Here is a 13,464-nt window from a genome sequence, read left to right on the forward strand (position 1 = left end):
TTGCGCAGGCGAGACTCTCAGGCCGCCACGCCGTTTTGCGTGGGCGTATCTCACGTCGTGGATAATTATCCTGTGCGGCGCTCCTTGCTCCCACGGCGGTTGGGTTTTAACCTTTTTCTCAGGGAACGTCTCAATGAAATTGCGAAGCCTGTTAGTCCTTCTTGTTGTCACTACGGTTGTCGGTTGTAAAGCGCCACCGCCGAAGATGACCGACGACACCATTGTGACCAGCACAGTAAACGGCGTCACCCTGACTCATCGCTACATCGTTGAAGTACCAGCAGAATTTACACCAGTAAATGCTGACTATCGGGCACTTTATCCGGGCTCTATCATGAGCAAGCCCGATTTTGGCGGCAAAGTGCTGGCTCAGCTTGAAAACGGCCAAAGCTACACGGTACTAGGCGAAGTAGAAAACCACTGGTTTGCTATCGCCGAGCAGGACAAACAGGAACTGCTGGGGTATGTGCCGCTGAGAGCCCTGGTGAAAAGCGAACTGTATAACCAGACGCTGAAAAAAGATCGTCCGCGCCCACGTCGCGCGGCGAAAAAATCCACCTGCGTTGCGGTAGATAATAAAAGCAAAGCCTGCCAGAACGCCGATAACGGAACGTGGATCATTAATTAAACTTCCCCTTCGGGGGTTTTCTCATCAAAGACTTCCGTATGAGATTGGCAACGGTCACGCAGGCAACCTGTGCAGACATTGACGTTGCCCTCTCTTTACACACAGGCTAACAAGGATCTTTATGAAACTCTGGCTTTCGGGTATAGCGTTGCTGCTGGCATCCACTACCGTCTGGGCAGGGAACTACCGCATCGTTCAGTCGCCTTCCCAAAAGCTGGACGTATGGATAGACGACATCAAAAGCAATGCCCCGCAAAGCTGGTGCGGAAGTGAGCTGCCGGTACGCATTGTGGCAAACGGGGATAAAAACCCTCTTATTCTGAAAACTTTTATGCCCCGCCTCGGTGCGCTTCTGGAAAACCAGTGTAGCGAGATTGAGCGCGTCAACTGGCAGCTGGAAGATCCCGAAGGCGCATCCCTCGCTCGCGGTTCCGCCACCAAGGCCAGCGACTGGGATGTTACGATAGAATCCCCACTCTCTTCGGTTGCCACCCGCAATGAACGCCCGGAAGATCTTTCCGCTCCTCTCGACCGCACGCCATGGCTGGAGTTTACCCTGCAGGACGGTTGCCACTTACGCACATTCTGGCAGGGTGACGCGGGCAGCAGTTCTCTTTTTATTCCGGCTAAAGAGAATGGTAAATGTGAAAAAGGCGGCTGGCTGAACGGCAGCAGCGAAGTGATTCAGCACGGCGCCGGCGGCGAGAAACGGATTATGATGACGTTTGTTCACGGCTTCCCGGTCAGCGGGCTGAATCCCGCGGCCGATGCCGACAGCTTGCTTATCACCAGCGTGAACAATGAGCGCATGGTCGTCAGCAATGAACAGGCCCCCCAGAGCTGGCTGATTTTGCCTTACCACCCGGAAATCAATGGCTGGAAAACCAGCGGCACCGTTGCCGTCGAGGTATCTCGAGATATGGCATTAGACGAGCAGCGCCTCCAGACCCGGCTAAACGAGGTGCGTAAACTCTGGTCCGGGTGGTTGACGCCAGGCACGTCCATCACGCTACTGCTGGTCGAGTCACTGCACCCGCAGCTGCGCGACCCGGCCGCTGGAGCCTGGCGCGCCCAAAAATAAATATGCCGCATATTGCATGATTACGCGCAGAGAACATTATGCTAGATAACGATTTTATCCCAAGAGTCCCCAACGCTCTGCCGCTTGGCTACCGCTTTGACGAATTTGAAATTCAGGAAGCCATCGACGCCAGCGTGACCAGTATTCTTTACCGGGCGTGGGATCACCAGCTCGAACGCCTGGTGGCTATCCGTGAATACATGCCTAAAGCTTACGTCATGCGCAATGATGTGATGGAGCTGGTGCTGCACAGCGAACGCGATCATCTGGTTTACACCACCGGCCTGAACAGTTTCATGCAAGAGGCGCGTCAACTGGCGCACTTTAACCACCCTAATCTGCCCCAGGTGCTGCGCATCTGGAGCGACAACAATACAGCTTATGTGGTGACGCTGTTTTATAGCGGGATTACGCTCGATGAACTACAAAAGCAGCAGCCGTCGCTGATTGATGAGGCGTGGCTTCGCCGGATGTTGCCGATGCTTTGCGGCGCGCTGGCAACGCTGCATGCAGCCGAGCATCTGCACCGCAACCTGTCGCTGAAAAGCATTCAAATTCAGGATAACGGCCTGCCTATCCTGCTCAATACCGGCGCGCCACGCCGGGGCCAGGGTTCACTGGACGAAGGTAATACCCTGCTTCATCCCGGTTTTGCCCCGCTGGAGCAATACACCGGAGACCTGGCAAGCCAGCTAGGGCCGTGGACCGATATCTACGCCGTCGGTGCCGTGCTGTATACGCTCATTACCGGCAATGCACCCCCTGCCAGCGTCGCGCGCAGTATTCAGGACAGCTGCATCCGGCTCGCGGAAAGTCAGCCTGAAGGTTACTCCCTCAATTTACTGCAGGCAGTGGACAAGGCCCTGTCGCTGAAGCCGGAAGATCGCCCCCAATCCATTGAAGATTTTGCGGCCTTGCTGAACCTCCAGCCTGGGGACGTGCGTGAACTGGTGAGCAGTAAAAAAACCGGTACCGCGCTGGTACCGGTAGAAGATCCTGATAACACGTCGCCGCTGCCGCTCTGGAAACGCTATCAACCTGCCCTGCAAATTGGCGCGGGCGCCGTCGCGGGCCTGATTGTCGGCGCAGTCCTTTTTGGCCGGGGAAGCCCCTCCGTGAGCTCGCCAGAACCGGCCCCCGCGCCGCATGCTGCGAATCAAAGCCCGACGCAGGCCAGCCAGGCCCCCACCGCCGTTAAAAGCACGCTTGCCCGCGTCTATGTTCGAATGAACGACGGCGAACAGCTGGCTGTAAACGGGAAAACACAAAAACTGGTGCCGGCCGCCAACGGTTTTGCGTCACTTCAGCTTCCGGCAGGGAAGTATCTGTTAACGCTGAGCGGCGGAGAAACCTCCCGCAAGCAAACCATTGTAGTGGCGAACTCCGGCACCTGGCTGGTGAACCCGCAGGGGTGATTACAGAGGCAAAACATCAGGGTATAGTACTGGCTGAAATATTTTGACATCAACAAAGGAACCGATGATGACATCTGCCGTTGCCAGCTATACCACCCGAGCCATACAAAAGTTACAGAAGCTGGGCATCATGCCGGCCCCGGAAGCCGAAACGCCGGTGCTGGTTCTGCTGGATGCGATTGTGGACCTGGATACCGATCGCGTGACTGCCATAGGCAGAACGTTGCAGCAGCAAAGCGCGTTCAACGCCGTCGTTCGCGACAATATTTCCAGCATGGATGTTGCCAATCGTCAGACAAAAATCGTCGCTGCTTTCGACTCTATCCGCCAGGACGCCACGCAAATGGTGGACTGGCTGGATGACGGCAAACTGGATCTGATGGAGCGCATCAAGTCCGGCTGGATGACCCTCCGCCGCGGTTCTATTCCCGATCGCTTTAACGCCATCAAGAAGACCTGGCTGGAAGTCGCCAAAGCCTCCGATGAGCAAATCTCCCGCGAAAAAGTCATTCTCGACGCCTATCAGGATTTCCGTTTTGGCCTGAAAGAGGCCCATGTGGATGCCATGGCGCTCATGACCCTGGCAGAACAGCGCGTAGACCAGTGCCGCCAGACACTGCAAAGCGCTCAAACCGCCGCTGACGGCAACGACACCTCTGACGGCGCAGAGCGCTCACGCCGCGAGCTAGTTCGGGATGAGGCCCTGCGCGCAATGCAAAAAGAAGACGAACGCTATCAAATCGTCAAAGACCTAACCGACAACCTGCTTATCGCCTACAACGCGGCGGAAGCGGTGTTTGCCCGACTGCAGCAAACTAACGCGATTAAAGAGCGTGTTTACCGCCAGGGCGTGACCTTCTTTGCAACGAACGAAATCGTCTTTACCGCACTTTCAGCCTCAATGACCTCACTGCAGGGCCTCGACGAAAGTACTAAAACGCTGGAAGCAATGAAGGCCGGCATCAACGACGGGCTGAACACCATTGCTTCCAACGGTACAAAACAGCTGGAAGCCGGGCTACGAGCGGGCTACGGCTCCACCATCAAAGCCGAATCTGTGCGTTCCCTGGTGAATGCTATCGTCAGTTTCCAGGAGTCCAGCTACAAAATGATCGAAGAGCTGCGCGGAGAAGCCACGAAAAATGCTGAAGAGCTGGCGGCGGTTGTCGAAGACGGTAAGCGACGTTTTACCAGCATTGTCAATAAAGCAGAGCTGACGCGCTGATCCGCGGCATTTTAACGCCACTATTCCGGCCCGATTCACGGAGAATCTGAGTTAAATGGAAGCCTATAAACTGGCACGAACGCTGGCGCAAAACACGGCGACCCAGCGTTTACAGCTCTCATCGGTAGAAGCCTCTGTGGCAGAACTGCGAGGCCAGCAGCTCTCTTTACAGCAGCAGATCGCCACGCTTTACCAAAAAATGGCGACGCTGCTTTTGCAGGAATCTTCAACCGTTGATGTCGATGAGCAAAACATTCAGCCCCTGCTGCAACAGTTGAACAACGAAATTGCCCTTACCCGCCAGCAGCTGACTGCCGAAGAGCAGCGCTTTCAGCAGCATCAAAGCGCGCTGGCTACGCTGGATGAACAAATTGATCGGCGCGAAGCCGAACGAGACGCACAGCTTGCCGCAGATCCGCAGGCTGAACAGGCTCGGGTAGACAAGGAAAACTTCGCCGCTGAATTAGAAAAACAAACTGCGCTTCACGCCGAACTTGAAGTTGAGGTCGCGCAGAAAACGGCGGTCTACGACCAACAGAAATTGTTCAGTTATTTGCTGAACAAAGGCTACGGCACTGAAAAATATCGTGCCTGGCGCCTTCGGCGTAACCTCGACGGCTGGATTGCCGGACTGTGCCGCTTTAACGAAAACGCGGTCAATTACCGTATGCTTTTCGCGCTGCAAAAGGCCTCCGAAACCAAACTGCAAACGCTGGGCCAGTTGGCCCTCGCGCGGGATGACCATTTCAAAGGCTTTGTCAGCCGGGTTGAAAAGAGTGTTGGTCTGCCCGAGCAGTACCAGCGGCTTGAGGTCCTGGAAGCAAACCTGACCGTAAGCCAGCAAAAGGTTAGCCAGCTGCAGATGAAAATGCAGGAGTATGCCAACGGAGAAGGTGAGAATTTTCAGCATATTATGCGCAGATTGTCGGAACAGATGTCCCGCCTGCCTCAGCAAAAGCTCAGCGAACTGGTGGCGCGAACCGCCTCGCCTGATGACGATATTATGCTTGAAAGAATACGCACGCTAATTTCTCAGGAGATAAGCCTCGGCGGCCGTATTGCCGCCGTACAAACCGATCAGCAGAGCGCCCGGCACGATCTTGGCCTGGCTGAATCGCTGGAGAGCGCTTTCCATCAGTATGGCTTTAACGATCCCGACCTTGAGTTCAAATGGGGCCTCCTTGATAGCGAGGAAAAACAGATCAAGCGCTATATGAAAGGCGAACAAAGCCTGAAAGATATTATGACTAAGATATCCGCAGCCTCCCGTAAGAGGCCAAAGCCGGCCACCGTTAGCAGCTATAGCAGCCCCCGGCGGCCCTCTTCCGGGTCAGGATGGAAATCGAGTTCATCCTCCGCCAGAAGCTCCGGCACAAGTTCGTCCCGCAGTAGTTTTAGCTCATCTTCTTCAACCGGTGGCGGAAGTTACCGGACTACGGACAGTTTCTGATGGATAAGATAAAACTCAGCGATCAGCTTGGGGCGATGGCCATCATCGACGCGCTGCATGCCCAGCAAATAGCCGTTGACGAACATTTAGACCTGCCGCTGTTAAGGCAGAAAATCAGCCAGCGAATACGTGATTACTACCAGAAATCAGGGACGGTGGTGAATGACGAGTTGATCGAAGAAGGCGTGAAAAACTGGTTCACGCACCGTTTGAGCTACCAGTCCCCGACGTTAACCCTCAGCCAGCGGCTGGGCGTGACGCTTTATTTGACGAGCCCTAAGTGGCTAAAAGGGCTAGGGGTGCTGGTGCTGTGCGGCGCCCTGTTTACCGGCTATCGTCTTTATGACGCCCATAGGCAGCAGGAAGTATTAAACGGCAATATTGCGCTGCAGATAAAAAGAAGCCAAGACCTGACGGGGATTGCCCACTACATAAAGGGAACGCTGGATGTTGCCAATAAGGCGGCACTTATCTGGGCCACGAAGCCGTTAGCTGAGGTTGAGGATAAGGTAAATGGCATGCTGGAACAGTTTTCGCATCAGCAGCCACAAAACCTGGTGATGGCGGGTTCCCGTGCTGAGCGCGAGGAACAGCTACAGGCGCTGAAAGCGCTGAACGACAAACAAAGAGATCGCCTGGAATATACCAATAATCTCATCGTCGACGTACCTCGTCTGCTGCAGGCTGACGGCGCGCTGCAGAAGATTACCGCTGACCCACAGTTTGCGACATTCCTCAGCCAGTCCTCTGATATTTCAGCCAAATTCGAGGCGGCGAAACAGGCTATCTTGCAAAATAGTCCGACGGTGGAGGCCACCGTGGCAGAGGTCAGCACCGCCGTGGAGCAGCAAAAAACGCGGGCCGAGCGGATAAAAATTTTTGCAGAAAAGAAGAATAAGCTTCTCGGGCTTCCCCTTTCCAGTGGCGACAGGAAAACACTCAGCGATTTTGTCGCCGGGCTGGAGCGTAGCTTAGCCGACCGCGGCTATACGGAGATTATTCCACCGCCGGAATGGATAGAGTCTATCAACCGCCTGGACGAAATGTATGCCTATGTGGTGGAGCCGCTGACGTTCATTGTGGTGGATCGCATTGGTGAAAAATCTGGCGTGGAGCGAACTTACGATGAATCAGGCGGCCGCAGTTGGTACCTGATAACAGAAGCGATAAACAGCCGCGGCGTGCCGCAGGCGGTGTGGGTCAAAGACAGTGAAACCGGACGGGAGCGTAAGACGACCACCTTCGGAATTCGAATCTCCCAGGCCGAGTTCGAAAAGCTCAAAAAAGACAAGCAGGAAGATGGGCACATCGATAACTACATCGTAGGCAATAAGCCAGCCAATCAGTTGACCGTTCGTTATCAGCGTCCGGTGATGAGCGGGCGAATTCTGAGTTGGTAATACCGTCCTACTGCGCCCCGCTCTGCGGGGCTTTTTTACAGGGTAAATAATCTGGTTTTTCTCTTTTTATCTTCAACAACACTCGAAATTCGGAAAATTCAACTAATGTTTTCAGGGAGTTGATCGCAACGTAGCGTGTTGCGTCCCGTCGATGGAGAAGGAATGATGATAAAACCCGTTTTGCGCCGGCCTTATGCGCTCTGCTTTGCGGCCCAGATGGCCGCTGCCGGTGCCGTATTTGGCCTCACGCCGCTTGCTTCATTTGCAGCCCAGGAAACCGAAAACTCACGCCCGCCCGAGCCTCAATCCCCGGATGAGCTTTTCGGGCCTTTGTTTATTGATGTTCAGACGGCGAAGCTATTCCCCGACCAGAAAACCTTCGCCGATGCCGTGCCCAATGGCGATCCGCTGATGATCCTTGCCGATTATCGTATGCAGCGCCGGCTCTCGGGGTTCGACTTACGCCATTTTGTAGATGTGAACTTTATCCTGCCAAAGGAAGAAAAAAAGTATGTGCCACCGGAAGGACAAAGCCTGCGGGAGCATATCAACGGGCTCTGGCCAGAACTGACCCGCTCCGCTAACAGCGACGGTAAATGGGACCCGCTTCTCCCGCTGCCAAAACCTTACGTTGTGCCCGGCGGGCGCTTCCAGGAGCTTTACTACTGGGACAGTTACTTCACCCTGCTGGGGCTGGCCGAGAGTGGGCGCTGGGATGACGTGCAAAATATGGTGGACAACTTCGCCCACGAAATCGATACCTGGGGCTACATTCCCAACGGGAACCGCAGCTACTATCTGGGCCGTTCACAGCCGCCGTTCTTCGCCATGATGGTGGAACTGCTGGCGCAGAATAAAGGCGACAGCGTTTACACAACCTATTTGCCGCAGCTGAAGCAGGAGTACAGCTGGTGGATGGAGGGCAGCGACGCCCTCAAACCAGGCGAAGCCCATGCCCGGGGGGTGAAACTCAAAAATGGTGCCCTGCTCAACCGTTACTGGGATGAGAAAGACACGCCGCGAACCGAGTCTTACCTGGACGACGTCACCACCGCGAAAAATACGCCGTCGCGTGCGGCCACGGATATTTATCGTGACCTGCGGGCTGCCGCCGCTTCTGGCTGGGATTTCAGCTCCCGCTGGATGGATAATCCGGCCCAGCTGGGCACAACCCGAACCACAAGCATTGTGCCCGTGGATCTCAATGCCCTGCTCTATCAGCTTGAAAAAACGTTGTCGCATGCCAGCGCTCTGGCAAACGACAGTTCGGCGGCGGAGCGCTATAAACAGGCCGCCGATGACCGTCAAAAAGCCATTGAGCAAAATCTGTGGAATGCGAAAGAAGGCTGGTACGCGGATTACGATCTTAAAAGCGGTACGGTTCGAAACCAGCTAACCGCCGCCGCCCTGTTCCCGCTTTATGTTCATGCCGCGGCGCAGGACAGAGCGGATAAAATGGCGAAGGCTACCCGACAGCATCTGCTCAACGCGGGCGGGCTTGCCGCCACCAGCGTCAAAACCAGCCAGCAATGGGATGCGCCAAACGGCTGGGCGCCGCTGCAGTGGGTGGCCGCGGAAGGCCTGCAAAATTACGGGCACAAAGATCTCGCGCTGGAAGTGAGTTTCCGCTTCCTGAGCAATGTGCAGAGCGTCTTTAACACAGAGCATAAGCTGGTTGAGAAATACGATGTCACCACCAGCGGAACAGGCGGTGGCGGAGAATATCCGCTTCAGGACGGCTTTGGCTGGACTAACGGCGTCGCGCTCAAAATGCTCGACCTGCTCTGCGGGAAAGAGAAGCCCTGCGACAATGCGCCGGATAAACTGCCTTCGGCAACGCCCGGCCCCGTAACCAACCCGGTAAAACCGACGGCAGAGAAAACAGCCTCCCCTGCGGCAGCAGGCAAAGCTGCACAGTAATCTCACGGCGGCTACGGCTGCCGGTTTCATCTCTTAATCATTTCATTCAAAACAATAAGCCCATGAAATCATCAGTGATTTCATGGACTTTCATGCATAAAAAACGCGGCACCGCTTGTGCTCAATAATAATAACGATAATAATTCGCATTCGAAATCGCATCTCTACGCCGCGCTTTCCCGTCGCAGGCCGACGGAGGAATTCCATCAGGATGATGACCTCAAATACTTCCGGACAAAAAAATGATAAAGGCTTTTACCGTAAAGCGTTCCGCTTTACTCTGCGCGCTGGCTCTCTTCGCCCCTTTTTCTTCATCGGCTGAAGAAACGCTGGTTGTCACCGCCAAGCCTGCCGATACGGCAACATCCCCGACGATGGGTTACACCGCTACCACAACCCGTGGCGCAACAAAAACTGACGAGCCGCTGATTACCACCGGGCAAAGCATTTCCGTCGTGACCCGCCAGCAAATGGAAGACCAGGGTGCGCAGACCATTAACAGCGCGCTGAACTACACGCCTGGCGTGTTCACCGGTTTTGCCGGCGGCGCAACGCGCTACGATACCGTTGCGCTACGCGGTTTCCACGGCGGTGATGTGAATAACATCTTTCTTGATGGCCTTCGCCTGATGAGCGACGCGGGCAGCTATAACATCGTGCAGGTCGATCCCTGGTTCCTGGAGCGCCTTGATGTCATCAAAGGCCCTTCTTCCGCCCTTTACGGCCAGACCGTGCCTGGCGGCCTGGTGATGGAAACCTCGAAACGCCCGCAGTTTGTTGAAGAAGGCCACGTCCGGGCGATGTACGGCAATCACAATACCAACGGCACGGCGTTTGATTACACCAACGCGATTAATGACCAGTGGGCCTTCCGCATTACCGGCCTGACCAAAAATAGCGACACCCAGTATGACAACACGCGCGACGAGCGCTACGCCGTGTCGCCTTCTCTGCTGTGGCAGCCGGACGACGCAACTTCACTGGTACTGAGGGCTTACCTGGAAAAAGATCCCTCCGGCGGCTACCACAGTGGAGTGCCGGGCGACGGCAGTCTTTACACCACGACGGGACGCAGGCTGGATACCGGGTTCTCAGACGTACAGCCGGGCGATGACGCCTTTAAGCGCCACCAGCAGATCTACAGCTACGAGTTTGCTCACGCCTTCGACGATGTCTGGTCATTCCGTTCGAACGCCAGCTATACCCACTCTAACGTGGCGCTGCGCCAGGCCTATCAAATTGGCTGGGCGGATGACGCCCACAACGAACTTTCGCGCTATTACAGCAGCGAAAACTCCTCGCTGGATGCCTGGGCCATCGACAACCAGCTGGAAGCCGACTTCGCGACCGGCGAACTGCAGCACAAAGTGGTGCTTGGGGGGGAATACCACCGGTTCACCAACGATCTGACGGACGGCACCGGCTATACCACTAGCCTGAATCCGTGGACAGGCGTTTCTGGCGGTGCCGGCGGCTATTATTACTTTGACCCGCGCGACACCAGCTACCAGACCATCAACCAGGGACTGCTGGTTAAAGCGGGCCGACGCCAGTACGAGCAGACCGGGGCTTACCTGCAGGATGAAATGAAGTGGGATCGCTGGCATATGACGCTGTCTGGCCGCTACGACCATCTGGTCACCAAAAGCCATCTGGTGGCGACAGCTATCGATAGCGACGTGACGGACAACCGCGCAGACAACCATTTCAGCGGCCGCGCCTCCCTGCTGTACGCCTTTGACAACGGAATTTCTCCGTATGTCAGCTACAGCCAGGCCGTCACGCCGCAGGTGCTTTCCGATGCCGAAGGCAAGCTGCTGAAACCCACCACGGCCGAGCAGTATGAAGCCGGGGTTAAATACCAGCCGGCCGGCAGCAGCGATCTATATAGCGCCGCCGTTTACGATCTGACCCAGAAAGACGTGGGCAACCGTAACGTTCAGGGCGCATATTTTGAACCTGCGGGCAAAGTCCATTCGCAGGGGCTGGAGCTGGAAGCACGCACTCAGCTCACGCCACGCCTGTCGACTATCGCCAGCTATACCCTCAACCGGGTACGTTACAAAGATGCGATTGACGGTAACGACGGCAACACGCCATACGTCACGCCCAATCAAATGGCGAGCCTGTGGAGCACGTTCAAAGCCGATTACGGCCTCAGCCTGGGCGCGGGGATTCGCTACATCGGCAAACAATGGGCCGACAACGAAAATACCCGGCGCGTGCCTTCCGTAACGCTGCTGGATGCTATGGTTCGGGCCGATATGGGGGCATGGACACCGTCGCTGAAGGGCGCGTTCGTGCAGCTCAATGCGACCAACCTGGCCGGGCGCGACTATGTGTCGGGCTGCTACGGAACGGGCTACTGCTATTGGGGGGCGGAACGTTCTGTGATTGCAACAGTGGGTTATGACTTCTAATAGAATACGCTAAATGTAAAAACGGCCCCGAAGGGCCGTTTTTTGTAATGAATGACTTTCTACCGTCGTACCATCCTGAAAATAGCCAGCACAATAATGGCGCCAATCACCGCCACAAAGAAACTTGGCCAGTTAAAACCGGTTACCGGTCCGCCAAGGTGCAATGCCGTCGCCACCCAGCCGCCGACAACCGCACCCACTATCCCCAGAATACAGGTGAGGATAATACCGCCGCCGTCTTTGCCAGGCATAATCAACTTAGCTACCACACCCGCGATAAGACCAAAAATAATCCAGGCCAGGATACCCATTTTAGAACGTCCTCTTCTACATTGTGAGCTTTAGCAGGCCCGCCTGAAGCTGTCTGTGCCCCGGCCAGCGACCTGCTGTCAAAAAGAGTATAGTTCGGTTGCAAAAAAACGTGATGAATCTCACCTGGTTATGCCCATTTTCAGGAAAAAATAGTCAAAAATTTGTATTAAGTTTTATCCGGTTTTGCCGATAAGCTTCGTTACCACAACCTGAAAACACAACAAGGACTTGAGCCTTGAGTCACTATAACGATCAGTTCCTGAAGCAGTCTCCTCTGGCAGTATTAGGTGTGTTACGTGATTTACACAGACAGCAAGTTCCCGTCCGGCTGGAATGGTCTAACGGGCAGTTCATCAGCAAAATCCTCGAAGTCTCGGCGGAGCGTTTAGTGCTCGATTTTGGTAGCCAGGCGCAGGAAAACCTTTCCGTGCAGAAGGCCAGCCACATTGATTTCATCGCTGAAACTCAGGGGGCAAAAGTCGAGTTTTCATTGCCCGGCCTGAAGGCAACGGAATATCAGAATCTGCCAGCGTTTATCACGCCGCTGCCGCCGTCGCTGTGGTTCGTTCAGCGCCGGGAATACTTCCGCATTACCGCGCCGATGCAGCCCCAGTACTATTGCCGCACCGAATTACCCGACGGTTCTCAATTTGCCTTCCGGCTCTGCGACCTGTCTCTCGGCGGGATGGGGGCGCTGGTGGATGGCACGTTACCCCCAGGCCTTGCGCCAGGCCTGCGCTTTGGCCGCGTAGAGATGGATCTCGTGGAATGGGGTAAGTTTTACTTTGATATGCAGCTGGTGATGGTTTCAGAGCGAAAAGTGGTGGACAGTAAAAATGAGACCATTTCTACTCCGCGCCTGAGTTTTCGTTTCTTAAACGTGAACCCGGCCGTCGAGCGCGAACTGCAAAAGATTATTTTCTCACTTGAGCGGTCAGCCCGGGAAAAGACCAACCGCGTGAAATAGCTTAAATGGCGTTCATGGCCCGCGTTACTTTATACAGGTAGCGCGGTGCCTGTGGTGCCGGATGGTTGGTCGCCACATGCTGATAAAACTCATCCGGGCTCAGACGATTTATCTTGTCTATTGCGTCCTGTCTGTCGGAATCAAAGGTTCTTAATAGCGCCCCCGCCCCGTTTACGTACGAGACAATCAGCGCGTACTGCATCACCTGCGGATCGTTGATCCCCCGCAGAATACCGTGCTCCAGAATACTCAGGTAGGCCGTGCCAATGTCGATATTGCGCGCCGGATCTCTCAGTTCACTGTCCGATGGCTGCCCGCTGAAGCCCTGATTACGATACTCCTCTTTACCTGCCGTGGAGCCTTTGATTTGCATCAGGCCGATGGCGTTTGAGGCGCTAACCAGCTTCGGGTTGCCGCCGGACTCCACGGCGATGATCGCCGTTATCAGCCTCGGGCTAACGCCCCACTGCTGGCCAGAGAGTTCGGTCAGCGGCATCCAGTTCAACGCCCGCTGGGTAGGGATCGTCGGATCCCACGGCGCTTGCTGCTGCGGGGAATGGCTGGAACAACCGGCCAGAAATAGCACCAGAATGATAAACCCTCTTAATTTCACGCCTCTATCCTTATTGATGTGGCCCGCCATAAC

11 protein-coding genes are annotated in these 13,464 nt (G+C 55.3%); 9 read left to right on the forward strand and 2 right to left on the reverse strand.

The genetic code is table 11. The features are described 5' to 3' along the window. The first annotated feature begins 133 nt into the window (after nucleotides 1-133). The 8 genes from VW41_12860 to VW41_12895 all read left to right on the forward strand — a co-directional run bounded on the left by VW41_12860 (nucleotide 134) and on the right by VW41_12895 (nucleotide 11,539). Nucleotides 134-628 carry a hypothetical protein gene (locus VW41_12860; protein ID AJZ89859.1) on the forward strand — a complete coding sequence of 165 codons (495 nt, stop codon included), beginning with the start codon at nucleotides 134-136 and terminating at the stop codon, nucleotides 626-628. 121 nt (nucleotides 629-749) lie between these two features. Continuing rightward, on the forward strand, nucleotides 750-1,709 hold the full coding sequence (locus VW41_12865) for a hypothetical protein (GenBank protein ID AJZ89860.1): 960 nt from the start codon (nucleotides 750-752) through the stop codon (nucleotides 1,707-1,709). Between the two features lie 38 nt (nucleotides 1,710-1,747). Further along, entirely contained in the window at nucleotides 1,748-3,124 is a 1,377-nt protein-coding gene (locus VW41_12870; GenBank protein AJZ89861.1) for a nuclease PIN, read from the forward strand. Nucleotides 3,125-3,191: 67 nt separating this feature from the next. Next, nucleotides 3,192-4,349 (forward strand): merozoite surface protein 3b, encoded by a 1,158-nt coding sequence (locus tag VW41_12875; protein ID AJZ89862.1) that lies wholly within the window; start codon nucleotides 3,192-3,194, stop codon nucleotides 4,347-4,349. A gap of 55 nt (nucleotides 4,350-4,404) precedes the next feature. Beyond that, nucleotides 4,405-5,799 (forward strand): hypothetical protein, encoded by a 1,395-nt coding sequence (locus tag VW41_12880; protein ID AJZ89863.1) that lies wholly within the window; start codon nucleotides 4,405-4,407, stop codon nucleotides 5,797-5,799. Beyond that, nucleotides 5,799-7,199 (forward strand): hypothetical protein, encoded by a 1,401-nt coding sequence (locus VW41_12885; GenBank protein AJZ89864.1) that lies wholly within the window; start codon nucleotides 5,799-5,801, stop codon nucleotides 7,197-7,199. Before VW41_12880 ends, VW41_12885 begins: the two co-directional genes overlap by 1 nt. Nucleotides 7,200-7,364: 165 nt before the next feature. Next, nucleotides 7,365-9,119, forward strand: a complete 1,755-nt coding sequence (treA, locus tag VW41_12890) for a trehalase (GenBank protein ID AJZ91958.1) — start codon at nucleotides 7,365-7,367, stop codon at nucleotides 9,117-9,119. Nucleotides 9,120-9,361: 242 nt separating this feature from the next. Then, nucleotides 9,362-11,539, forward strand: coding sequence for a ferrioxamine B receptor (locus VW41_12895; GenBank protein ID AJZ89865.1), 2,178 nt, complete (start codon nucleotides 9,362-9,364; stop codon nucleotides 11,537-11,539). Nucleotides 11,540-11,598: 59 nt separating this feature from the next. On the opposite strand, the gene VW41_12900 is transcribed toward VW41_12895, so the two are convergent. After that, nucleotides 11,599-11,850, reverse strand: a complete 252-nt coding sequence (locus VW41_12900; GenBank protein ID AJZ89866.1) for a hypothetical protein — start codon at nucleotides 11,848-11,850, stop codon at nucleotides 11,599-11,601. 236 nt (nucleotides 11,851-12,086) lie between these two features. On the opposite strand from VW41_12900, the gene VW41_12905 reads away from it, so the two are divergent. Then, on the forward strand, nucleotides 12,087-12,818 hold the full coding sequence (locus tag VW41_12905; protein ID AJZ89867.1) for a flagellar brake protein: 732 nt from the start codon (nucleotides 12,087-12,089) through the stop codon (nucleotides 12,816-12,818). A 1-nt stretch (nucleotide 12,819) separates the two neighbouring features. Here the strand turns inward: VW41_12905 and emtA are convergent, their stop codons facing one another. Beyond that, nucleotides 12,820-13,431, reverse strand: a complete 612-nt coding sequence (gene emtA / locus VW41_12910; protein ID AJZ89868.1) for a lytic murein transglycosylase — start codon at nucleotides 13,429-13,431, stop codon at nucleotides 12,820-12,822. Between the last annotated feature and the right edge of the window lie 33 nt (nucleotides 13,432-13,464).

The sequence above is a fragment of the Klebsiella michiganensis genome, from assembly GCA_000963575.1.
Taxonomy (GTDB): Bacteria; Pseudomonadota; Gammaproteobacteria; order Enterobacterales; family Enterobacteriaceae; genus Cedecea; species Cedecea michiganensis_A.

Bases quoted from the DNA above. Each gene is read 5' to 3' on its own strand.
- VW41_12860 (AJZ89859.1), top strand. From the start codon at position 134: ATGAAATTGCGAAGCCTGTTAGTCCTTCTTGTTGTCACTACGGTTGTC.
- VW41_12870 (AJZ89861.1), top strand. From the start codon at position 1,748: ATGCTAGATAACGATTTTATCCCAAGAGTCCCCAACGCTCTGCCGCTT.
- VW41_12880 (AJZ89863.1), top strand. From the start codon at position 4,405: ATGGAAGCCTATAAACTGGCACGAACGCTGGCGCAAAACACGGCGACC.
- treA (AJZ91958.1), top strand. From the start codon at position 7,365: ATGATAAAACCCGTTTTGCGCCGGCCTTATGCGCTCTGCTTTGCGGCC.
- VW41_12900 (AJZ89866.1), bottom strand. From the start codon at position 11,850: ATGGGTATCCTGGCCTGGATTATTTTTGGTCTTATCGCGGGTGTGGTA.
- VW41_12895 (AJZ89865.1), top strand. From the start codon at position 9,362: ATGATAAAGGCTTTTACCGTAAAGCGTTCCGCTTTACTCTGCGCGCTG.
- VW41_12885 (AJZ89864.1), top strand. From the start codon at position 5,799: ATGGATAAGATAAAACTCAGCGATCAGCTTGGGGCGATGGCCATCATC.
- VW41_12865 (AJZ89860.1), top strand. From the start codon at position 750: ATGAAACTCTGGCTTTCGGGTATAGCGTTGCTGCTGGCATCCACTACC.
- VW41_12875 (AJZ89862.1), top strand. From the start codon at position 3,192: ATGACATCTGCCGTTGCCAGCTATACCACCCGAGCCATACAAAAGTTA.